This window comes from Mesorhizobium sp. M0047, assembly GCF_040323315.1.
In the GTDB taxonomy this organism is placed as follows: Bacteria; Pseudomonadota; Alphaproteobacteria; order Rhizobiales; family Rhizobiaceae; genus Mesorhizobium.
This window is the reverse complement of sequence record NZ_JAMYUW010000015.1, coordinates 25,955-46,042: the sequence shown is the minus strand read 5'-3', so window position 1 is coordinate 46,042 and position 20,088 is coordinate 25,955. Positions and strand designations below refer to the sequence as shown.

The 20,088-nt window shown below is 63.1% G+C and carries 21 protein-coding genes; 11 read left to right on the top strand and 10 right to left on the bottom strand.

What is annotated here, in order from left to right; all coding sequences use genetic code 11:
* The first annotated feature begins 93 nt into the window (after positions 1-93).
* Complete coding sequence (locus tag NKJ89_RS16640) at positions 94-564, top strand: VOC family protein (RefSeq protein ID WP_352603983.1); 471 nt, start codon at positions 94-96, stop codon at positions 562-564.
* A 174-nt stretch (positions 565-738) separates the two neighbouring features.
* Here the strand turns inward: NKJ89_RS16640 and NKJ89_RS16635 are convergent, their stop codons facing one another.
* Positions 739-2,331, bottom strand: a complete 1,593-nt coding sequence (locus tag NKJ89_RS16635; protein WP_352603981.1) for a peptide chain release factor 3 — start codon at positions 2,329-2,331, stop codon at positions 739-741.
* A gap of 221 nt (positions 2,332-2,552) precedes the next feature.
* Here NKJ89_RS16635 and NKJ89_RS16630 point away from each other — a divergent pair, with 221 nt between their 5' ends.
* Positions 2,553-3,626, top strand: a complete 1,074-nt coding sequence (locus tag NKJ89_RS16630; RefSeq protein WP_352603979.1) for an NAD(P)/FAD-dependent oxidoreductase — start codon at positions 2,553-2,555, stop codon at positions 3,624-3,626.
* Here NKJ89_RS16630 and NKJ89_RS16625 read toward each other — a convergent pair.
* The 3 genes from NKJ89_RS16625 to NKJ89_RS16615 all read right to left on the bottom strand — a co-directional run bounded on the left by NKJ89_RS16625 (position 3,620) and on the right by NKJ89_RS16615 (position 5,792).
* Positions 3,620-4,993, bottom strand: coding sequence for an amidase (locus NKJ89_RS16625; RefSeq protein ID WP_352603977.1), 1,374 nt, complete (start codon positions 4,991-4,993; stop codon positions 3,620-3,622). The two genes, NKJ89_RS16630 and NKJ89_RS16625, sit on opposite strands and share 7 nt — an antisense overlap.
* 233 nt (positions 4,994-5,226) lie before the next feature.
* Positions 5,227-5,451: a hypothetical protein gene (locus tag NKJ89_RS16620; RefSeq protein WP_352603975.1), complete on the bottom strand. Its 225-nt coding sequence runs from the start codon at positions 5,449-5,451 to the stop codon at positions 5,227-5,229.
* A 98-nt stretch (positions 5,452-5,549) separates the two neighbouring features.
* A complete protein-coding gene (locus tag NKJ89_RS16615) occupies positions 5,550-5,792 on the bottom strand; it encodes a hypothetical protein (RefSeq protein ID WP_352603973.1) in 243 nt (80 codons plus the stop codon).
* Positions 5,793-6,113: 321 nt separating this feature from the next.
* Here NKJ89_RS16615 and NKJ89_RS16610 point away from each other — a divergent pair, with 321 nt between their 5' ends.
* Complete coding sequence (locus NKJ89_RS16610) at positions 6,114-7,064, top strand: hypothetical protein (protein WP_352603971.1); 951 nt, start codon at positions 6,114-6,116, stop codon at positions 7,062-7,064.
* Positions 7,065-7,211: 147 nt separating this feature from the next.
* Here NKJ89_RS16610 and NKJ89_RS16605 read toward each other — a convergent pair whose 3' ends face one another.
* Together NKJ89_RS16605 and NKJ89_RS16600 are read right to left on the bottom strand one after the other, a co-directional pair.
* Positions 7,212-8,012 carry a class II glutamine amidotransferase gene (locus NKJ89_RS16605; RefSeq protein WP_352603969.1) on the bottom strand — a complete coding sequence of 267 codons (801 nt, stop codon included), beginning with the start codon at positions 8,010-8,012 and terminating at the stop codon, positions 7,212-7,214.
* Between the two features lie 16 nt (positions 8,013-8,028).
* The gene (locus NKJ89_RS16600; RefSeq protein ID WP_352604123.1) at positions 8,029-8,277 is read right to left on the bottom strand and encodes a DUF6356 family protein; all 249 of its coding nucleotides are present in this window, start codon (positions 8,275-8,277) and stop codon (positions 8,029-8,031) included.
* Between the two features lie 114 nt (positions 8,278-8,391).
* On the opposite strand from NKJ89_RS16600, the gene NKJ89_RS16595 reads away from it, so the two are divergent.
* The 6 genes from NKJ89_RS16595 (at position 8,392) to NKJ89_RS16570 (ending at position 12,260) form a co-directional block, all read left to right on the top strand.
* Positions 8,392-8,865 (top strand): Lrp/AsnC family transcriptional regulator, encoded by a 474-nt coding sequence (locus tag NKJ89_RS16595; RefSeq protein ID WP_352603967.1) that lies wholly within the window; start codon positions 8,392-8,394, stop codon positions 8,863-8,865.
* Between the two features lie 75 nt (positions 8,866-8,940).
* Complete coding sequence (dut, locus tag NKJ89_RS16590; protein WP_352603965.1) at positions 8,941-9,426, top strand: dUTP diphosphatase; 486 nt, start codon at positions 8,941-8,943, stop codon at positions 9,424-9,426.
* Positions 9,426-10,085 (top strand): HAD family hydrolase, encoded by a 660-nt coding sequence (locus NKJ89_RS16585; RefSeq protein ID WP_352603963.1) that lies wholly within the window; start codon positions 9,426-9,428, stop codon positions 10,083-10,085. Before dut ends, NKJ89_RS16585 begins: the two co-directional genes overlap by 1 nt.
* A gap of 114 nt (positions 10,086-10,199) precedes the next feature.
* Positions 10,200-10,367, top strand: a complete 168-nt coding sequence (locus tag NKJ89_RS16580) for a hypothetical protein (protein ID WP_352603961.1) — start codon at positions 10,200-10,202, stop codon at positions 10,365-10,367.
* 76 nt (positions 10,368-10,443) lie between these two features.
* Entirely contained in the window at positions 10,444-11,247 is an 804-nt protein-coding gene (locus NKJ89_RS16575) for an isocitrate lyase/PEP mutase family protein (protein ID WP_352603959.1), read from the top strand.
* 14 nt (positions 11,248-11,261) lie between these two features.
* On the top strand, positions 11,262-12,260 hold the full coding sequence (locus NKJ89_RS16570; protein ID WP_352603957.1) for a proline racemase family protein: 999 nt from the start codon (positions 11,262-11,264) through the stop codon (positions 12,258-12,260).
* A 7-nt stretch (positions 12,261-12,267) separates the two neighbouring features.
* Here NKJ89_RS16570 and NKJ89_RS16565 read toward each other — a convergent pair whose 3' ends face one another.
* Positions 12,268-12,972: a sulfate transporter family protein gene (locus NKJ89_RS16565; protein ID WP_352603955.1), complete on the bottom strand. Its 705-nt coding sequence runs from the start codon at positions 12,970-12,972 to the stop codon at positions 12,268-12,270.
* Between the two features lie 169 nt (positions 12,973-13,141).
* Positions 13,142-14,044 carry a DMT family transporter gene (locus tag NKJ89_RS16560; RefSeq protein WP_352603953.1) on the bottom strand — a complete coding sequence of 301 codons (903 nt, stop codon included), beginning with the start codon at positions 14,042-14,044 and terminating at the stop codon, positions 13,142-13,144.
* Positions 14,045-14,282: 238 nt separating this feature from the next.
* Between NKJ89_RS16560 and NKJ89_RS16555 the strand changes: the two genes are divergently transcribed.
* A complete protein-coding gene (locus NKJ89_RS16555; RefSeq protein ID WP_352603951.1) occupies positions 14,283-15,275 on the top strand; it encodes an adenosine kinase in 993 nt (330 codons plus the stop codon).
* A 468-nt stretch (positions 15,276-15,743) separates the two neighbouring features.
* Positions 15,744-16,445, top strand: a complete 702-nt coding sequence (locus tag NKJ89_RS16550; RefSeq protein ID WP_352603949.1) for an antitoxin Xre/MbcA/ParS-like domain-containing protein — start codon at positions 15,744-15,746, stop codon at positions 16,443-16,445.
* 30 nt (positions 16,446-16,475) lie between these two features.
* On the opposite strand, the gene NKJ89_RS16545 is transcribed toward NKJ89_RS16550, so the two are convergent.
* Entirely contained in the window at positions 16,476-17,564 is a 1,089-nt protein-coding gene (locus tag NKJ89_RS16545) for a diguanylate cyclase domain-containing protein (RefSeq protein WP_352603947.1), read from the bottom strand.
* A gap of 182 nt (positions 17,565-17,746) precedes the next feature.
* A complete protein-coding gene (locus tag NKJ89_RS16540; RefSeq protein WP_352603945.1) occupies positions 17,747-20,026 on the bottom strand; it encodes an NADP-dependent malic enzyme in 2,280 nt (759 codons plus the stop codon).
* Positions 20,027-20,088 lie beyond the last annotated feature (62 nt).

Below are 20,088 nucleotides of genomic sequence, written 5' to 3'. Positions count from 1 at the left end.
CCGTCCTTAGGCAAACGGTATGGAAATGGCAGCACCATTCCCGGAGTAAGCCGTTTCGCCGTAACCGCAACCAAAACACCCGAGGAGCACGACATGCAAAAGATCACCACCTGCCTGTGGTTCGACGGCCAGGCCGAAGAGGCCATGAATTTCTACGTCTCCATCTTCAAGAGTTCGAAGGTGCTGAGCGTGATGCGTTGGCCCGAAGGCCACGCCGATGAAGGCAAGGTGTTGGTGACCACGTTCGAGCTCGACGGCGTGCAGTTCCAGGCGCTCAATGGTGGACCGCAGTTCAAGCACACCGAAGCGATGTCGCAGTCGATCGACTGCAAGACGCAGGAAGAGGTAGATTACTTCTGGGACAAGCTCATCGAAGGTGGCGGCCAACCGTCGCAATGCAGCTGGCTGAAGGATAAATTCGGCGTCTCCTGGCAGGTTGTGCCGGAGCAGCTGCCGCACCTGCTCCTGGATCCGGACCGGGCCAAGGCCGGCCGCGTGATGTCCGCGATGATGCAGATGAGCAAGATCGACGTCGCCAAGATCGAGGAAGCGGCGAAAGGGTGAGAAGCGGTCCGCGTAGCGGACGGAAAGCCAATTGCTTGGCTTTTCGAGCTTCGAACGCCTGGAGCCTGCGACGGGCGGGGAACGTTGGAATCTATTAGACCCAGGTCGACGCTGCCCCTCATCCGCCCTTCGGGCACCTTCTCCCCGTGAACGGGGAGAAGGAAAAACTGGCGCCTACGCCGCTCTGTCGCGAACCTGATAATCCTTGATCGTAGCGAAGCGGATCGCCTTCCAGCGCTCGGCTTCGTAGTTCAGCGAAAAGGCGTGCTGGGCCAGAAACACCGGATCATTGTCGAGGTCGCGGGCGATGTCGCCGCGATGCCCCTCGATGAAGCGGTGTACCTCGGCCTTGTCGTCGGCCGAGATCCAGCGGCAGACGGAAAAGCGCGACATCTCGAATTCGACGGGCAGTGTGTATTCGAAGTTCAGCCGTTCCTTCAGCACGTCGAGCTGCAGCGCGCCGACGACGCCGACTATCGCTGGTGAACCATCCTCGGGTGAAAACAGCTGCACGACGCCTTCCTCGGCCATCTGCTGCAGCGCCTCCTTGAGCTTCTTGGCCTTCATCGCATCGCCGAGGCGGACACGACGCAGGATTTCGGGCGCGAAATTCGGCACGCCGCGGAACAGGATCTCCTCGCCCTCGGTCAGCGTGTCGCCAATGCGTAGCGTGCCGTGGTTGGGAATGCCGACGACGTCGCCGGCGAAGGCCTCGTCGGCAGTGACGCGGGTGCGGGCAAAGAAGAATTGCGGTGCCGACAGCGACATCGGTTTTCCCGTGCGCACCAGCCTGGCCTTCATGCCGCGCTCGAGCTTGCCCGAGCAGACGCGGACGAAGGCGATACGGTCGCGGTGGTTGGGGTCCATGTTGGCCTGGATCTTGAAGACGAAGGACGTCATCTTCTCTTCGGTCGCCTCGACCTTGCGGGTGTCGGCCTCCTGCGCGCGCGGCGGCGGCCCAAAGGCGCCAAGCGCCTCGATCAGGTCGCGGACGCCATAATTGCGCAGCGCAGAGCCGAAATAGACCGGCGTCAGATGACCTTCCCGGAACGAGTCAATATCAAGAGGTCGGCAAGCCTCCCGCGCGAGCTCCAGCTCCTCGATAAAGGCCTCGCGCTCGTTTTCCGGCAGCAGCCCGGCAACGCGGTTGGAATCGGGACCGTGGACCGGCGTGCGTTCCTTCTCGTCGTCGCCCTTGCGCACCGCGTTCAGCGCCAGATGATAGGTGCCGGAAAAGGTTCTTCCCCGACCAATCGGCCACGTGATGGGCGCGGTATCCAGTGCCAGCTTCTGCTCGATCTCGTCGAGAATCTCGAACGGGTCGCGACTTTCGCGGTCCATCTTGTTGACGAAGGTGATGATCGGGATGTCACGCAGCCGGCAGACCTCGAACAGTTTCAGCGTGCGCGGCTCGATGCCCTTGGCGGCGTCGATGACCATCACGGCCGAGTCGACCGCCGACAGCGTGCGGTAAGTGTCGTCGGCGAAATCCTCGTGACCGGGCGTGTCCAGCAGGTTGAAGACGGTGTTCTCGTACTCGAAGGTCATCACCGAAGTGACGACCGAAATGCCGCGCTCGCGCTCGATCTTCATCCAGTCGGACCGGGTCTGGATCCTGTCCTTCTTGGCCTTGACTTCGCCGGCAAGCTGGATGGCGCCGCCGAACAGCAGCAGCTTTTCGGTCAACGTCGTCTTGCCGGCGTCCGGGTGTGCGATGATCGCGAAGGTGCGGCGGCGCGCCACTTCTTCTTCTATTGCTTCGGGCATTCTCTGGGATTTCCGTGTGACAGGCCGGGCTTCTAGCAGCGCAGTGCCGGGCTGTCGACCGCTCCGGCGGCACGGACATCGCTGCTCGCCCTCGGAATAAGGAACTTGATCACGTTGCGTGCGCATTGCGCATATTTCCTGCTGCGTGATGTTGGCAAGTGGGAAACAGGATGGCACTTGGGTGGATGTCCGTCAGGAATTGCGAGGCAGAGGGAGTCAGCATGAGCGCTGCGAAGCAAGTGATCGTCATCGGCGCCGGTATCATCGGCGCCTCCATCGCCTGGCATCTTGCGAAATCGGGCGCACAGGTGACGGTTATCGCCGACAGTGCCGCTGGCGGGGTGGCGACGTCGAACTCGTTCGCCTGGATCAATGCCAGTTGGGGCAACCCGGAGCCGTATTTCCGACTGCGCACCCGCGCGATGGCCGAGTGGTCGCGGCTGGCGCAGGACCTGCCCGGCCTGCCGCTCAGCTGGTGCGGCGGCCTGTGCTGGGATCTGCCGGCCGCCGCAATGGAAACTTACGCCACGGAGCATTCCGCCTGGGGCTACGGCATCGAGCGCGTCGACCGCGCCGGCGTGGCGCGCATCGAGCCAAATCTCGCCGAGCCTCCCGACTTTGCCCTGCATGTGGCTGAGGAGGGTGTCGCCGAGCCGGTGGCCGCCGCCAAAATGGTGCTGGCCGATGCCGAACGACATGGCGCGCGCATCATCTCCAGCACCGTTACGGCGCTGGTCCAGACCGGCGGCCGGATTACCGGCGTGAACACATCGCATGGCCTGATTGCCGCCGACGAGGTCGTGATCGCGGCCGGCGCCGGCTCACCGGATATTGCCGCGACGGCCGGGATCAGACTGCCGATCGAGACGCCGCCTGGGCTGATCGTCCACTCACGGCCCTACAAAAAGCTGCTCAACGGCCTGGTGCTGGCCGAGCGGCTGCACATGCGCCAGACAGCCGAAGGCCGGATCATTGCCGGCTCCGATTTCGGCGGTGCCGACCCGGGCATGGATCCGCAAGGCACCGCCCGCAGGCTTTTTGCGGCCCTGAAAGCAATGCTGCACGGCAGCGACGGGCTGGAATTGGAATTCCACACGGTCGGCTATCGGCCGACGCCGATCGACGGCTTTCCGATCATCGGCCGCGCCGAGGGCATGGAAGGTGTCTATGTCGCGGTCATGCATTCGGGCATCACCCTGGCGCCGGCCGTCGGCCTGTTCGTCGCACGGGAGATACTGGAAGGCGAGCGCGACCCGCTGCTTGGCACTTATGGATTGTCGCGCTTCGCTCAATAGCCAGGCGGGCGGCGAAAGCCGCCAGCCAAGGGTTCGATTGCCTTGGCGATGCCGAGCAACTGCTCCTCCGACCAGCGTCTGCCGACCAGCTGCAGGCCGACTGGCAGGCCGGCGCTGTCTTGTCCGCACGGGATCGAAAGCGCTGGGTGGCCGCTGTAGTTGAATACCGCGCCATAGGCCGGCAGCATCCAATAGCTCTGCTCTTTGCCGTCGACCTCGATCGATGTGCCCGGCTCGCAATGCGGGAAGGCCGTGGTCATGGCGACCGGGCAGAGCAACGCGTCATAATTTTCGAAAAACCGGTCCCAGGCGAGAATGGATTTGTCGCGGCGGGCGAGCGCCTCGAACCAGCGTGAGACCGGAGTCGGTTCCTGTGGCGGCTCCGGCTGCGCGGCCTCCATCATCATGCCGATCAGGGCGCCGCCCTGCTCCAGATCGTCATGCAGATTGAGTTTCGGCAGTTTCGCTTCTTCGACGACGGCGCCTGCGCCTTGCAGCTGCCTTGCGAGACTTTCGACCGCGGCACTGATGTCGCCGGCCACCGGAAATCCGGGAAAGGACGGCGCGAAGGCAATGCGCACTGTCTTGAGATCGAGCTTCGGCACGTCCTCGACCGGCACCGGCGCGAGATCGGTGTCGCTTTCATCCGGGCCGGAAATGATTTGATAGATCAGTGCCAGATCTTCCACACTGCGCGCCAGTGGTCCAAGACAGGACATCAGCCGCACACTGCGCGCAGCACCGCCTGGGTTCGGGAAGGCGCCGGTCAGCGAAACGCGATGCTCCGTCGGCTTTAGGCCATAGACACCGCAGAAGGCGGCCGGCAGCCGGATCGAATCCTGCATGTCCGTGCCGATGTCGAACGGTGTCATCCCTGTGCAAATCGCCGCTGCCGCACCGCCACTGGAGCCGCCGGCGGTGCACTCGAGGTCCCATGGATTGTTGGTGCGGCCAAACAGCGGATTGTTCGACTGCCAATCAGACAGCATGGTCGGGACATTGGTCTTGGCCATCAGCACGCCGCCGGCTGCCTTCAATCGCGCGACGACGGGGCTGTCTTGTCTGGCGATGTAATCGGCGAAGTCCGGGAAGCCAACTGTGGTCTTCATGCCAGATGTCTCGTGCATGTCCTTCAGCGTGAACGGTACGCCATGCAGCGGCCCAAGTGCGGCGCCTTGCGCCAGCGCCGCGTCGGCTTCTTTGGCTCGGCTGCGAGCCCTTTCCCTGTCGAGCGAGATGACGGCGTTGACCGCATCGTTGTGCGCATCGATCTGCGCCAAGTGCGCGTCGAGCGCTTCGATGGCGGAAATCTTGCGGTCAAGTATCGCGGCGGCCATTTGGCCGGTTGAGGAAAAGATGCTGTCCATAACCCATGCTCCGGCTTGACGCGCTCGCCCTGGTCAAGATGGCGGATGGCGTTGCGATTTCAAGCGAAGTTGAGCAGTAGGGGATCGGCTGCGTTTGAGCGCTGTACGGCGCCCCCTCTGTGGCGGCGTAGCGAACCGCGTGCAGCGCCTGCCCCGCCCGAGAAGGCGGCAGTGAGTCTCAGTAACGGCTCAAGATCGGCGCCGCACGGGTCGTCGATCGGCAAGCAACCGGCCTACAGGAAGTTGAAATACAGCGCCGGCGGGTACTGCGGCCCGTCGGTGGCCGGCGCCTTTGAGTTCGCTGCTGGCCTAATCCCGCCTGTCGATGCATTGTCGAGCGGCGGCCGGGACGCCTGTGCCTTGGCGACATCGTCCTGCGTCACCAAGACTTTCTTCTTTGCCTCCGCCACCTGCGACAAGGCAAGCAACACAAGCAACGCGGACAGAACGAGTCTCATGACTGTTTCCTCTCAAGTTCCAAAGCGCTCCGCATTTTCTGGATCAGCCATGCGTCGCGCCCAAATTCTTGCCTCATGCATTCAAAACGGCCGGCGCTTCATTGCCTGAAACCGGACTGATCGAGCAAGGCGACCTGCTTGCCATCGATGTAGAAGCGTATGGCGTGCGCCTCATTGTCGACGTCGATGCGGGTCGGATTTGCGGCGCGTGCCACCGGTGCGACCTTGGTATATTTCGAGGGAAATTCACCGGCCGGCGCGTATCGGAAGAGCAGCGCCAGCGCGATACAGCCAGCGGTAAATACAATTAACGTCAGTCTGGAAGAGGCGTTCGAGGTCATCCGGTCGTTCCTTCAGGTTTAGATGGCATTACGGTTCGGTTGCCAGCAGGCTCCTTGAGCTTGGTTACCCGTTGCTCGATTGGAGTGTGTCACTGCTCTGCAAAGGAAGGGACGTGCTCAGCCCACGTTCAGCACGTTCTCGCGGATGATATGCCCCTAGCCCTCTGCGAGCTTAGCGCCGGCCCGCGACCGAAAAAGGCAGCACGTATGGAATACCGTGGAATTCTCTGGAATTCCTGGAATATTAGCTAATGGAAATATATCATGGAAGGATAGGTGCAGCATGCTATGGCAGAACAACGAGCAGCAAGAGGCAGCCGAATGGCACAGCACATTGCGCAGAAATTGCGGTTGACGTCGGCGTTATTGGGGACCGTCACCCGCAAGGATCTGGCGGCGGCGTTCCGGGCCGTTAACCCCAAGACCGCGTTCGATCTCGGCCGCGCCGACAAATGGCTGCAGGGTCGCGCCCAGCCGCGCGAGCACAGTGTCTATGACGATTGGACGAAGCTGCTAGGCCTGGAGCAGCCCGGCTCATGGATCGCCGACTGCGACCTGCCGCACTTCACCGCCGCCATCGCAGCCCGCCACGGCGTCGACAGCGCGGTGCTCGAACGCCGCGCCGGCACTCAATTCGATGCCACCTCCAACCATGATGAGCGCAGCGTCGTCTTCGCGCTGACCGGTGCTTATGCATGTTATTCGCGCGCCTGGTCGCCTTACTATCGCGGCCAGATCATCAAGGGCATTCTGTCGATCGAGGCAGGACCTGGCCTGCATGGCTTGACCGCCACATATCGCGAGGCCTTGCCGACCGGCCAGTTGGTGCTTGGCGGCCCGGTCACGCCAGCCAAGCGCGGCCTTTACGTGCATCTGAAGGAAGCCGGCGGCGACGCCCAGTTCTTCATCAGCCTGTTGCCGCAGTCGCAGCCGGGAAGTGTGCTTGGTGGGTACATGTGCGGAACCGCTATTATCGGCCCAGAGGCGCTGCCGTCATTGACCAGGATCCTCATGGTACGTCTGCGCGATCCGGCGCCCGGGACAGCCTCGTGGGGCGGATACCTGCTGGGCGACCAGTCGATATCGGAGGATTTGGCATCGCTCGGCATATCCATCGACCAGCCGGAGCAGGTCGACCGACAACTCGTACGGTTCCTCGTGGGAGGCAGCGATGGCGGCGTCCACCAGATCCCGCCAGCCGAGTTCCGCGCCATTCTCGATGTCTTCGACCGCCATTGGCTGAGACAATCCAGCGCGCCGCAAAGCCCCTGAAAGTGACTGCCAGCCGATGCCCGCGACGACGCCGTGATTTGCGACTAAAGCGCGTCGCGTCGAAATGGATTCATGCAGCGCGCTTTAGGTCTTCGCTTCCATGCATGTCGTTGTCTCAAAACCGGGGCCACTTTTGAGCGACATGCATTAGACGGCCAGCGCCAGCTTGGCGGCAGCCGGAGCAAAGGGGCGAATAGCCATGCCATCCCTGGTCATGGTGACAAAGCTCGATGGCGGAATAGCCTGCCAATCGCCGCCCTCGCGGTCAAACGGTTCGGACATGATGCAGCGGCCGCCGCCCTTGCGTAAGGTGGAGGTGTAGAGCGTCGGCGCGTGGGCGTCGGTCGCATAACGCACCGCGTGAAGTGCCTGCCCGTCCGAGAAGGCGGCGGTGAGTTTCAGTGACGGATCGAGACCGGCGCGGCGCGAAGCGTCGAGCACGCGGCTGGTGGCACGCGAGACGGCACCTTGCGGGTCGCCGGCCAACCCTTCATCGATCATCAGCAGGAAAAACAATTCGGAATCGGTGGTGCCTTCGCGCTGGTCGAAGACGGCGTCGGACAGCGAGTTCTCCAGCGCGCGGCGGATTTTTTCGAAGCCGCCGATCTGGCCGTTGTGCATGAACGACCAGGAGTTGGAGATGAACGGATGGCAGTTCATGCGGCTGGTGGCGCCGCCGGTGGAGGCGCGCACATGGGCCAGGAACAGGCCGGATTTGATCTGCCGGCACAGGCTCTTCAGATTGGGATCCGACCAGGCCGGCAGGATATCGCGATAGAGACCCGGCTCAGGGCGGTCGCCATACCAGGCAAGACCAAAGCCGTCGCCATTGGTCGGCGACTTTGCTTCCTGGGCGCAATGGCTCTGGGCGATTAGCGAGTGACAGGGCGCGGTAAGGATGTCTTCGAGAAAGACCGCTTCACCGAGATAGGCCGCCCATCGGCACATCGCTTTCTGTCGTCCTCTAGGCGCGATCCATAAGAGCCGCAGGCTCCTTGATCGGGTGTTTGCCTCTGTTGTGCGTCCGTTCGTAAAGCTCGCGAACGATTCGGCTGGCCGTAGTTTCAAACAGAAATGGCAAGAAAGCGTGAACGAGCGCGGCGCCCGCCGCCATCAGCAGCCGCGACGAAAACCAGGCGGCAAAACCCATGTGACCGAAATAGGTCTCGCCGACCTTGGCCGGATGAGAGGTGAAAATCCTTGCGATCGACATGCTGGTTCCCTTCAGCGCTTGACGTTCCTGACATGAGTATCCTGACATGCTTCGCAGGTTCATCGGTCTCAAATTGTCCTTGTATTTGGCCATCTCATGGGACAAACATCCCGCATGGCGTTGGAAATCGACGAAATCGATCGGAAATTGCTGGCAGAGTTGCAATGTGACGGCACGCTGTCGGTCGACCAGCTGTCGGAACGCGTGGCGCTGTCGCGCAATGCCTGCTGGCGCCGCGTGAAGCGGCTGGAGGAGGATGGCGTCATCACCGGGCGGGTGGCCCTGGTCGATGCCGAAAAGCTCGGACTTGGCCTTTCTGTCTTCATCCTGATCCGCACGTCCAACCACGACCCGGAGTGGCTGCGGAAATTCCGGGCGGCGGTGACAAGCTTTCCCGAGATCATCGGCGTCTACCGCATGTCCGGCGACCTCGACTATGTCTTGCGCGCCCGCGTCGCCGACGTGAAGGCCTATGACCGGCTCTACCAGCGGCTGATCGCCAAGGTGGCGCTGTCCGATGTATCGGCCTCTTTCGTGATGGAAGAGATCAAGGAGACGACCGTCGTTCCGATGGCTAGGTCGTCGTAACGCCACAAAGAAAGCCGTTGATAGGATTGTAGTCGAGTTGACCGAATCGCCGTTCGCGCCGATAGGATCGATTTTATGCGCGCAGCCCTTCAAACTCCCTCCGTCATCTGTCCCACCGTCGGCTTCGTCAGGTTGCCGCATGCTGAAGGGCTTCCCCTTCCTGGCTATGAAAGCGCAGGTGCGGCGGGCATGGATCTGCGCGCCGCGGTGCCCGAGGACCGGCCGCTGCTGATCCTGCCTGGCAAACGCGCTTTGGTGCCGACTGGGCTGATCCTAGAAATTCCGGAAGGCATGGAAGGTCAGGTCAGGCCTCGCTCGGGCCTTGCCTTCAAACATGGATTGACCGTCCTCAACACGCCCGGCACTATCGACAGCGACTATCGCGGCGAGGTGAAGGTGCTGCTGATCAATCTCGGCGACGAGGATTTCGCGGTGACGCGCGGCATGCGCATCGCCCAGATCGTCTTCGCGGCGGTGACGCAGGCGGCCGTGGAAGAACGCACATTGGCCGGCGGAACGGCGCGTGGCTCGGGCGGGTTCGGATCGACCGGCACCGCCTGATGCGAATTCCTAAACTTGTCATCTTCGACTGCGACGGGATCCTGGTCGATACAGAGAACTTGGCCAATCGGCGCCTCGCCGAATGGCTGAGCGCTGCCGGCTATCCGACGAGCTTCGAATATTGCCGCAAGCATTTCTCCGGCCGCAGCATGGCGTCGGTGCAGAAAGAGATCGAAGGGGAGACCAGCGTCAGACTCGGCGCCGATTTCGTCGATCGCTGGAATGCCGGCCTTCCGGATCTGTTTGCCCATGGCGTCGAGGCGATCCCCTACGTCCGCGAGTTTGTCGAAACCGTGCGCTCAGCCGGCATCGCCTATTGTGTCGCCACTTCCGCCCGGGTGTCGAAGATGCACATCACGCTCGGCCAGACCGGGCTGTTGCCGCTGTTCGAGCACGCGATGTTTTCTTCCACCATGGTCGCGCGCGGCAAACCGTTCCCCGACCTGTTCCTGCATGCGGCCAAGACCATGGGCTTCGCGCCCGCCGACTGCATCGTCATCGAAGACAGCGTCGCCGGCACGCAGGCCGGCATCGCCGCCGGCATGCGGGTGTTTTCCTATCATGCCGATCCCTATTCCGACCGCGATGGCCTGATCCAGGCAGGCGGCATCCTGTTCGACGACATGCGCGAACTGGCCGGGCTGGTGCCGATCCACTGACCTGATCTCCAGCCGCGGCTGTACGCCTCGATCGGCCGTGCCAGCTTGGCGCCGCCAACTCGAGGCCGCGCATGAAATCCACCCTGCCAGCCTTATGCCGCGATCAAGGTGATCGTGACCAATGCTACGGTGCTGAGCGGCGAATCCTGCGACGATGCCCGGCCCAAGCCTGGAACTCACGCGATTTCCGTCACCTATCTCTGGGACAAGAAGACATCGCGCTACGCCAAGGATTCCGACGCGCTGGACAAATTGGCAGAAGAGAACGCCAAACGCTTCTGACCCAACCGCATTCGTTTGCCCGGCCAAATGAGGCAGGATAAAATCCGCTCAGCCACACCGCACAGGGGGAACTACCATGGACAAGGGCAAGATCTTTCGCGACCTGCATGCCTCGACCTTCGTCATGCCCAATCCCTGGGACATCGGCACGACGAAGCTGTTGGCTTCTTTCGGCTTCACGGCACTGGCGACAACCAGCGCCGGCTTTGCCTTTTCGCGCGGCCTGCCGGATGGCACCGTGACCTTCGACCAGATGATCCACCATTGCCGCGAGGTGACGGCGGCGACCAGCCTGCCGGTCTCGGCCGATCTCGAGAAGGGCAAGGGCGACAGCCCGACCAGTGCCGCGGAAACCATCTTCGCGGCGGAAGCGGCCGGCCTTGCCGGCTGCTCGATCGAGGACCACACCGGCGACCCGGACAGACCGATCTATGATTTCTCGCACGCCGTCGAGCGCGTCGCGGCGGCCGTGGAGGCGGCTCGCGCGCTGAAGCGTGATTTCGTCTTCACCGCGCGCGCCGAGAATTTCTTGTGGGGCAAGTCCGACCTCGACGACACCATCAAGCGGCTGCAGGCTTTCGAGAAGGCCGGCGCCGATGTGCTCTATGCGCCGGGCATCGGCGACGTCGAGATGGTGCGTGCGATCTGCTCGGCGGTCGGCAAGCCGGTCAACGTCATGGCGAGGCCCGGCTTCACCATCGCCGATCTCGCCACGGCCGGAGTCAAGCGTATTTCGCTCGGGCCGTGGCTGACCAATTTCGCCTATGGCATGCTGGAGACGGCGGCGCGCGAGATCCAGCAGGATGGTACATTCGGCTTCACCCGCGCCGCCATGCCGTTCGGCAAGCTGCAGGCTCTGTTTGCCAAACCTTCAGCTTAGATAGGGCTCATCGAATGACGCTCACCGTCGTCGACATGCATACCGGCGGCGAACCGCTCAGGATCGTCACTGGCGGCTATCCGGATATCCCCAGAGGCACGATCCTGGAAAAGCGCGCCTATGTGCGCGACCATCTCGATCATCTCAGGAAAATCCTGATGTTCGAGCCGCGCGGCCATTACGATATGTATGGCGCCTTGCTGGTCGAGCCGGACCTGCCCGGCGCCGACCTCGCCGTGCTGTTCATGCACAATGAGGGCTATTCGACCATGTGCGGGCACGCCATCGTCGCGCTCGGCCGCTACGCAGTGGACGAAGGACTGGTGACGAAACGCGAGCCGGTGACGACGGTCAACATCGAGGCGCCATGCGGGTTGGTCGTCGCCTCGGTCGAGGTCAGGGACGGCAAGGCCGGTGCGGTGTCGTTCGAAAGCGTGCCGGCCTTCCTATTCGCCGGCGGGCAGACGATAGAGCTGGCGGGCCATGGCACGATCGGTTTCGACATCGCCTATGGCGGAGCCTTCTACGCGCTGGCCGATTGCCACCAATTCGGGCTCGAATTCGGCCGCGACCGGGTACGCGATTTCGTCGATGCGGCGACGGCCCTGACAGGCAGGCTGAAGGCCGAATTTCCGCTGTCGCATCCCGACCATGCCGACCTTGCCTTTCTCTACGGCACCATCCTGACCGATGGCCGCGACGCATTTTCCGATGAGGCGACCAAAAACATCTGCGTCTTCGCCGAGGCCGAGGTCGACCGCTCGCCGACCGGCTCCGGCGTCACCGCAAGGCTGGCGGCCATGCAGGCCAAGGGCGAGATCGCGATGGGGCAGACGCGCATGTTCGAGAGCATTGCCGGCTCGCGCTTTTCCGGGTCCGTGGTGCGGACGGCGAAGGCTGGCCAGCACGAGGCGATCATCGCCCGCGTCGGCGGCCGCGCCTACTATTCCGGACGGGCTGAGTTCATCGTCGAGCCCGACGACGAACTGGGATGCGGGTTCCTCCTACGCTGAATAGAGCTTAGCCGCGGCGGGCAACTTCCCGCGCGCTGATTGCCTTGTGCAGATGCACCATCATGGCGGCAGCAAACAGCGGCGTCACCAGATTGAGCAGCGGCAGCGCGAGGAAGGCAGCGATGAGCATCCCGGCGAGGAACACGGTGCCGGCATAGTGCCTGCGCAAGGCCCTGGCCTCGTCTTCCCCGCGAAAGCGCATGGCGGCGAATTCGAAGAACTCGCGTCCGAGCAGATAGCCGTTGACGATGAAGAGTGCGGCAATGTTGATGCCCGGCACCAGCAGAAGCAGCAAGGCGACGATGTTGCCAAGAATGACGACGCCGAGGAATCGCATCGACAGCACCAGCGAGCGCAGCGTCGGCATGGCGCGGCCGGGCGGATCGCCGGGATAGTCGGTATGCTCGACCACGTCGGCGATATCGTCGAGAAACAGGCCGGCGACAACAGCCGTCACCGGCGCGATGAGCAGTGCCATGCCGAAGGCAAGAGCGATGGCGGCGATGATGCCGCCGAGCCAGCCGGCCCAGGACGGCATGCCGGGCAACAGCGTCTGCAGCCACGGCAGCGCCAGCCACTCGACAAGGCTGGTCAGCCCGAACCACAAGGCCACCAGCGCCAGCAAGGTCAGCCCAAGCGTCTTCACGAACACGGCACGAAAGGGAGGCGAGAGCAACTCAAGGGCCGCGGTGCGTGCTGCGTCGAAAATCACCGTGCTTCACCCCAGGTCAGCGGACACCGGCGAGCGGCGGACGCTTCCGAGATAGGCAGCTTAGGTCGGGCGCACAAGCGGGCTGGTTCTTTGCTTTGACGCAATTCCCAAGGGAAAGCGCTATGCGCTTTTCCCGGGAAAACCGCTTCACACCTTTCCTGGAATTGCTCTACCGCGCAAACGCCGGCTTTCGAACCGGTATGGTCATGGCAGCGACGCCGGCGACGACGAAACCCATGCCCAGCCATGCCGTCGAACCCAGGCTTTCGCCGAGGAAGAGGGCGCCAATGCCGACGCCGATGGGCACGCGCAAATAGGCCTGCGAGGTGGTGCCGACCGAGCCCAGCGTGTGGATGAGGCGAAAATAGATGACGAAGGCCAGCGCGGTGGAAAACACCGACAGGCCGAGCAACGCCAAGATCGAGGCCGTCGACGGCGCCAGCGTCCATGGCTGGTCGAACACAAGGCTGAGCGGCACCAGAATGACGGCGCCGCACAGCATCGAACCAGCGGCCGGCAGCATCGGGTCGAGGCCCTTGAAGCCACGGCCAAAGATCGCCGCACCGGCATAGCAGATCGTCGCCGCGACGACAGCCAACTGCGCCCACAATTCGTGACCGAGACCACCCAGGGCCTGCGTGCCGATGATGAGGCAGATGCCGGTAATGCCGGCGCCGACGCCAATCAGCTTGCGCAACGTGACCGGCTCATGGCGGGTGACGAGCGCGGTCAAGAGGAAGGTGAAGATCGGCGAGGTCGCGTTCAGGATGGTGGCGAGGCCGGCATCCACCGAGCGTTCGGCCGCGGCGATCAGGGTGAACGGCACGACGCTGTTGAGGCAGGCCTGAAAGGCAAAGCGGCGCCAGCTTGCCGCATCCCCCGGCATTGCAAGCCCGCGCCAGCGGATGATCGCGAACAGGATACCGCCTGCGATCAGGGTGCGGGCGGCAATGAAGGTGACCGGCGGGATGGTCTCGACGCCGATCTTGATGAAGGTGTAAGAGGCGCCCCAGAGCAATGCCAGCACGGCGAGCAGCGCCAGGTCGGTCGTCATGTTGTTTTTTACAGGCATGAACTGGCTCGCTTCAAAACGTGATCGGCTGAGCCGGGCTTGTAAGCTGTGCGGCGACGAAATGCTTCGGCCACGGTCGAATTGTCATAGCGCCTCGCGGCTGCGGGCACCTTTGGCCTGTTCCAGCCTGTTTCGCCAAAGTTCCGTATCACGCCCTAGGCAAACCGGTTTCAAATCGCTAGACCCGCGCCGGGCCGGCATGGCAAGAAGCCGGCTCGGGTTTTTGGCGGAGACATTGATGCCGAAATATGACGTGCTTTGCATCGGCAATGCCATTGTCGACATCATCGCCCAGTGCGACGAGGAATTCCTCGAAACCAACGGCATCATCAAGGGCGCGATGAACCTCATCGACACAAAGCGCGCCGAACTGCTCTACAGCCGCATGGGCCCGGCGATCGAAGCCTCCGGCGGCAGCGCCGGCAATACGGCGGCCGGCGTTGCCAGCTTCGGCGGCCGCGCCGCTTTCTTCGGCAAGGTCTCGAACGATACGCTGGGCGAAATCTACGCTCACGACATCCATGCCCAGGGCGTCGCCTTCGACACCAGGCCGCTCAAGGGCGAGCCGCCGACGGCGCGCTCGATGATCTTCGTCACCCCCGATGGCGAGCGTTCGATGAACACCTATCTCGGCGCCTGCGTAGAGCTCGGACCGGAGGATGTCGAGGCCGACAAGGCATCTGGCGCCAAGGTCACCTATTTCGAAGGCTATCTGTGGGATCCGCCGCGCGCCAAGGAAGCAATTCGGCAGACAGCCAAGCTGGCGCATGCGGCGGGCCGCGAAGTCTCCATGACCCTGTCGGATTCGTTCTGCGTCGACCGCTACCGCGACGAATTCCTCGACCTCATGCGTTCGGGCACGGTCGACATCGTCTTCGCCAACAGCCACGAGATCAAGTCGCTCTACCAGACATCGTCGTTCGACGAGGCGCTGGCGCAGATCCGCAAGGATTGCCGTATCGCCGCCGTGACCCGCTCGGAGAAAGGCTCCGTCATCGTGCGCGGCGACGAGACCGTGGTCATCAAGGCGACAGCGATCAAGGAACTGGTCGACACGACGGGCGCCGGCGATCTCTATGCGGCCGGCTTCCTGCATGGATACACCCAAGGCCGCGACCTGCAGACCTGTGGCGACCTTGGCTCACTGGCGGCCGGATTGGTGATCCAGCAGATCGGCCCCAGGCCGCGGCAGAATTTGCGCCGCGAGGCTGAGCAGGCGGGATTGCTGTAGCGGCCATCAAGCTGCCGATCTCCCTCCTTGTGGGGGAGATGGCCGGCAGGCCAGAGAGGGGCGCTGTCCCGCCAGCATCTCCAAGGCTTTACACTGCCGCCAACCCAAAAATGGACGGCATGAATTTCATGGCGCGCCGTCGACCGAAGAGGTGGACGCAAACATCGCTCCGTAGCGATCCTTCGCGCCCCCTCTGCCCTGCCGGGCATCTCCCCCACAAGTGGGGAGATCGGCAGCTTGGCCGTACGTGCGCTCACCGTCGCGCGGCTGTCACACATCGCACCTACACGCAATCGAGGCGCCTCGCGACTGACCTTTCGGGGCGCCAGTAGCCAATTGGGGTGTCCAGAAATGCAAGACAGCAAGCTGTCGGGCCGCTGCATCTGTTGCCGCCGCGATTTCCGCTTTCCGCTCTAGAAGTTCAACAACCCGCCGCTGGGAGGAGCGCGCGGTCCGGAAGACAGATGCATGAACAAATTTCAGATCCAGGACATCAAGCACGACGACTTCGCGGAGATGGTCGCGGAGAACGTCGAACGCGCGCTTGCCCACTATGATGAGGCCATCAACAAGCCCACCATGGTCTCGGTCGGCAAGATCGCCGGCAGCATTGCGTCCGCCGTCACCTTGCTGTCGCCGAAGCACCAGCGCGCCATCGACACCATCCATGCCGACCTGCCCGGCCTGGCCTCGAAATTTGTTCGCGCGCTGGCGGCGGAGGCCGCGCGCCGTAGCGAGGCAGGCATAGGCCGCGCGACAGGACCGGCATCCCCGGCCGATATCGATGAACCTGTTTCTTCATCGCCGCGAGCCGACGACCTCGAATCGATGCTGATCGAGGACTGGGCGGGCCGCGTGGCCGGATCGACCTATCTGGAAGAAAACCTGCGCATCGCCCGCTCGACCCTGCATCGCTGGCAAAGGCGGGGCGAGATCATCGCCTTGCGCAAGGGCGGCCGCAAACATGTCTTCCCGTTGGCGCAGTTCGTCGACGGCAGGCCGGTGGCGGGCATCCGCGCCGTGCTGTCCCTGATCAGCAATCCGAGGCTGGCGTGGCTGTGGCTGACGCGGCCCTCGGCCGACCTCGAAGGCCAAGTCCCAATCGACCTGCTTCGCCAGGATCAGGTCGAGGAGGTCGTCAAGGCCGCACGCGTCTTCGCGCCGGCTTGATAGCTTTGCTACACCCAGGTCGCGCCTAGCCTAGGCGGTCTTGCGAATCGGCTGGCGAGATCCGGACTGTTCTTGCGAAGTCAGTTCTCCGGCAGTGACCAATCGGTTGCGGCCATTTCTTTTGCCGATATACATCAGCCGGTCGGCGAGCGCGACCAAGGCATCCGAATCGGCGGCGTCCACAGGATACATGGCGATACCGACGGTGCAGCCGATCTGGATGGCGCTATCCGGCGCCGGGATTTTGATCTGCAGCCTTTCCAGGATGCGCTCGGCGACCCGCACCGCCTTTTGCCGCGCGAGATCCGGCTCTCCCGAAAACAGGAAGGCGAACTCATCGCCACCGAGCCGCGCCACGAAATCGTCACTGCGCAAGATGGAGCGAAGGTTCTTCGATACGCGCAGAAGCAGTGCGTCGCCGGCCTCGTGGCCGAGCGTGTCGTTGACTTGCTTGAACCGGTCGAGGTCGATGAACAGAAGACCGGCCGCCTCGCCGGTGGCGCCACAGCGGGCGACCACCGATTTCAGTTCATCGTGGAAGGCGCGCCGGTTGGGCAAGTCGGTCAATGCATCGTGGTTGGCCGAATGGTCGCTCTGCAGCTTCGCCAGTTCGATCTCCCGCTTTTGCACGGACAGTTCCTCGTTGGCTGCCTTCAGATCCAGCAGCAGCTGGGAATTGAGGTCCTCGACAACCTTGCGGTCGCTGATGTCGACGACGAAGCCTTCCAGGAATTCGAGTTTCCCGGTGTCGTCCCAGACACCGCCGCCGATCTCGCGCACCCATAGCGGTTCGCCGACCTGCGGGACGATGCGATAGTCGACGTTCCAGTTGCAGCGCGCCTCGAGCGCGCCGTCGACGGCGGCATAAACGGCGGCGAGATCATCCGGATGGATGGCCGAGACATAGTCGCGCACCGCGTTGTGAATGAAATCGCTCGGCCAATAACCGCTGACGGTGAAAATGCCGTCGCTGATGTAGAGCATGGTGTAGGACGCATCATTGCGACAGCGGTAGAGATAGCCGTCCATGCGGCCGGTGATGCTGAGAAGCGCATCCAGGCGTTCGTCCTGATAGGCCCCCTCGCCGACCACCGATGCTGGAACTCGATCATGCTTCATGGCCGCACCCCCGTTTTGGCGGTCTGAGCGAGCCGTAGATGCCATCACGGCACGTCGGCAGGACATCCCCTATATCAGCTGAATCTTATCAATCTCTTATGGCTGAGCGTCGGCGGCCTTCTGGACGCCGTACGGTCAGAAAGCCAGGTCGTCGGCTTTTCGTCCGCGGCGCGGACCGTTCGTCAAGTCCCCGCCGTATACGCCGCGATCGCCGCCATGTTGACGATGTCTGAGTCCTTAGCGTTGAGAGACACGATCTGCACAGGCTTGTTCAGCCCGACCAGCAGCGGGCCGATTACCGTCGAGCCGCCGAGTTCCTGCAGCATCTTGGTCGAGATCGAGGCCGAGTGGAACGCCGGCATGATCAGCACATTGGCCGGGCCAGTCAGCCGGATGAACGGATATTGCGCCATGGCGCGGGCGTTGAGCGCGACATCGGCGGCCATTTCGCCGTCATATTCGAAATCGACACGACGCTTGTCGAGGATGCGCACGGCTTCCTGGACGCGTTCGGAGCGCTCGCCGTGCGGATGGCCGAAGGTCGAATAGGCAAGCATGGCAAGCCTCGGCTCGTAGCCCATGCGGCGGGCGAAGCCTGCCGCCTCCTCGGCGATGTCGGCGATCTGCTCGGCGTTCGGCATATCGTGCACGGCGGTATCGGCGACCAGCACGGTCCTGCCCCGCGCCAGCACGATCGAGACGCCGATGACGCGGTGGCCGGGCCTGGCATCGATGACGCGACGGATGTCGTCGAGCGCGGTGGAATAGTTGCGGGTCACGCCCGTGACGATACCGTCGGCATCGCCCAACGCCACCATGCAGGCGGCGAAGTGGTTGCGGTCGTTGTTGATCAGCCGCTGGCAGTCGCGGAACAGGAAGCCTTTGCGCTGCATGCGCTCGTAGAGGTAATCGGTGTAGACGCCGTTGCGGCGCGACAGCCGTGCATTGATGATCTCGATGCCTTGCTTGTTGAGGTCGATGCCGGCGAGCCTGGCGTTGTCCTTGATGACGTCGTCGCGACCAAGCAGGATGGCGGTGCCGAGCTTCTGGTTCACATAGGAGACGGCGGCGCGCATCACCTGTTCCTCCTCGCCCTCGGCGAAGACGATGCGCTTGGGCTGGCGGCGCACACGGTCGTAGATGCGCTGCAAGGTCGAGGCGATCGGGTCGCGGCGGGCTGACAGTTCCTGCGCGTAGCGGTCGAGATCGAGGATCGGCTTGCGAGCGACGCCTGAATCCATCGCCGCCTTGGCCACCGCTATCGGAATGGCCGAGATCAGGCGCGGGTCGAACGGCACCGGGATGATGTAGTTGGGGCCGAATTTCGGCCGGTTGCCCTGATAGGCGGCGGCGACGTCGTCGGGCACGTCCTGGCGCGCAAGTGCTGCAAGTGCCTGGGCGGCGGCGATCTTCATGTCGTCATTGATGGTGGTGGCCCTGACATCCAGCGCACCGCGGAAGATGTAGGGGAAGCCGAGCACGTTGTTGACCTGGTTAGGATAGTCGGAACGCCCGGTCGCCATGATGGCATCGGTCCGGATCTCGGCCACTTCCTCCGGCGTGATCTCCGGGTCGGGATTGGCCATGGCGAAAATGATCGGGTTCTTGGCCATGGACCGCAACATTGCGGTGGTCAGCGCACCCTTGGCGGAAAGGCCAAGGAAGACATCGGCGCCGTCGAGCGCCTCGGCGAGGCTGCGTGCCTCGGTCTTGACCGCATGCGCCGATTTCCACTGGTTCATGCCTTCGGTGCGGCCTTGAAAGACCACGCCCTTGGTGTCGCACAAAATGATGTTTTCGGGCGTGAAGCCCATCGCCTTCATCAATTCGATGCAAGCGATGCCGGCGGCACCGGCGCCGTTGCAGACCATCTTCGTGGTCTTCATGTCGCGGCCGGTGACCTCCAGCGCGTTGATCAGGCCGGCGGACGAGATGATGGCCGTGCCGTGCTGGTCGTCGTGAAAGACCGGGATGTCCATCAATTCGCGCAGCCGCTGCTCGATGATGAAGCATTCCGGCGCCTTGATGTCCTCGAGATTGATGCCGCCGAAGGACGGGCCGAGGAAGCGCACGCAGTTGATGAACTCCTCGGCATCCTCGGTATCGACCTCAAGATCGATGGAATCGACATCGGCGAAGCGCTTGAACAGCACCGCCTTGCCTTCCATCACCGGCTTGGAGGCCAGCGCGCCGAGATTACCGAGGCCGAGAATGGCGGTGCCGTTGGAGATGACGGCGACCATGTTGCCGCGCGTCGTGTAGTCGAAGGCGCGGCTGGGGTCCTCGGCGATAGCGAGAACCGGAACCGCGACGCCGGGCGAATAGGCGAGACTCAGATCGCGTTGCGTTGCCATCGGCTTGGTGGCGACGACTTCCAGCTTGCCGGGGCGCCCCATGGCGTGGAATTCGAGTGCTTCCTGCGCGCTGACGGACGGACCGCTGTTCTCGGTTTTCCTGGCCATGATGTGCTTGATTTCCTCGCCGGTGCAGCACCTCGTTGAAGCGGGTGCTTTGTTTCGATTCG

What these genes read in the sequence shown, in the direction of transcription:
- NKJ89_RS16640 (WP_352603983.1), top strand. Translation starts at nt 94, where the DNA reads ATGCAAAAGATCACCACCTGCCTGTGGTTCGACGGCCAGGCCGAAGAG.
- NKJ89_RS16635 (WP_352603981.1), bottom strand. Translation starts at nt 2,331, where the DNA reads ATGCCCGAAGCAATAGAAGAAGAAGTGGCGCGCCGCCGCACCTTCGCG.
- NKJ89_RS16630 (WP_352603979.1), top strand. Translation starts at nt 2,553, where the DNA reads ATGAGCGCTGCGAAGCAAGTGATCGTCATCGGCGCCGGTATCATCGGC.
- NKJ89_RS16625 (WP_352603977.1), bottom strand. Translation starts at nt 4,993, where the DNA reads ATGGACAGCATCTTTTCCTCAACCGGCCAAATGGCCGCCGCGATACTT.
- NKJ89_RS16620 (WP_352603975.1), bottom strand. Translation starts at nt 5,451, where the DNA reads ATGAGACTCGTTCTGTCCGCGTTGCTTGTGTTGCTTGCCTTGTCGCAG.
- NKJ89_RS16615 (WP_352603973.1), bottom strand. Translation starts at nt 5,792, where the DNA reads ATGACCTCGAACGCCTCTTCCAGACTGACGTTAATTGTATTTACCGCT.
- NKJ89_RS16610 (WP_352603971.1), top strand. Translation starts at nt 6,114, where the DNA reads ATGGCACAGCACATTGCGCAGAAATTGCGGTTGACGTCGGCGTTATTG.
- NKJ89_RS16605 (WP_352603969.1), bottom strand. Translation starts at nt 8,012, where the DNA reads ATGTGCCGATGGGCGGCCTATCTCGGTGAAGCGGTCTTTCTCGAAGAC.
- NKJ89_RS16600 (WP_352604123.1), bottom strand. Translation starts at nt 8,277, where the DNA reads ATGTCGATCGCAAGGATTTTCACCTCTCATCCGGCCAAGGTCGGCGAG.
- NKJ89_RS16595 (WP_352603967.1), top strand. Translation starts at nt 8,392, where the DNA reads ATGGCGTTGGAAATCGACGAAATCGATCGGAAATTGCTGGCAGAGTTG.
- dut (WP_352603965.1), top strand. Translation starts at nt 8,941, where the DNA reads ATGCGCGCAGCCCTTCAAACTCCCTCCGTCATCTGTCCCACCGTCGGC.
- NKJ89_RS16585 (WP_352603963.1), top strand. Translation starts at nt 9,426, where the DNA reads ATGCGAATTCCTAAACTTGTCATCTTCGACTGCGACGGGATCCTGGTC.
- NKJ89_RS16575 (WP_352603959.1), top strand. Translation starts at nt 10,444, where the DNA reads ATGGACAAGGGCAAGATCTTTCGCGACCTGCATGCCTCGACCTTCGTC.
- NKJ89_RS16570 (WP_352603957.1), top strand. Translation starts at nt 11,262, where the DNA reads ATGACGCTCACCGTCGTCGACATGCATACCGGCGGCGAACCGCTCAGG.
- NKJ89_RS16560 (WP_352603953.1), bottom strand. Translation starts at nt 14,044, where the DNA reads ATGCCTGTAAAAAACAACATGACGACCGACCTGGCGCTGCTCGCCGTG.
- NKJ89_RS16555 (WP_352603951.1), top strand. Translation starts at nt 14,283, where the DNA reads ATGCCGAAATATGACGTGCTTTGCATCGGCAATGCCATTGTCGACATC.
- NKJ89_RS16550 (WP_352603949.1), top strand. Translation starts at nt 15,744, where the DNA reads ATGAACAAATTTCAGATCCAGGACATCAAGCACGACGACTTCGCGGAG.
- NKJ89_RS16545 (WP_352603947.1), bottom strand. Translation starts at nt 17,564, where the DNA reads ATGAAGCATGATCGAGTTCCAGCATCGGTGGTCGGCGAGGGGGCCTAT.
- NKJ89_RS16540 (WP_352603945.1), bottom strand. Translation starts at nt 20,026, where the DNA reads ATGGCCAGGAAAACCGAGAACAGCGGTCCGTCCGTCAGCGCGCAGGAA.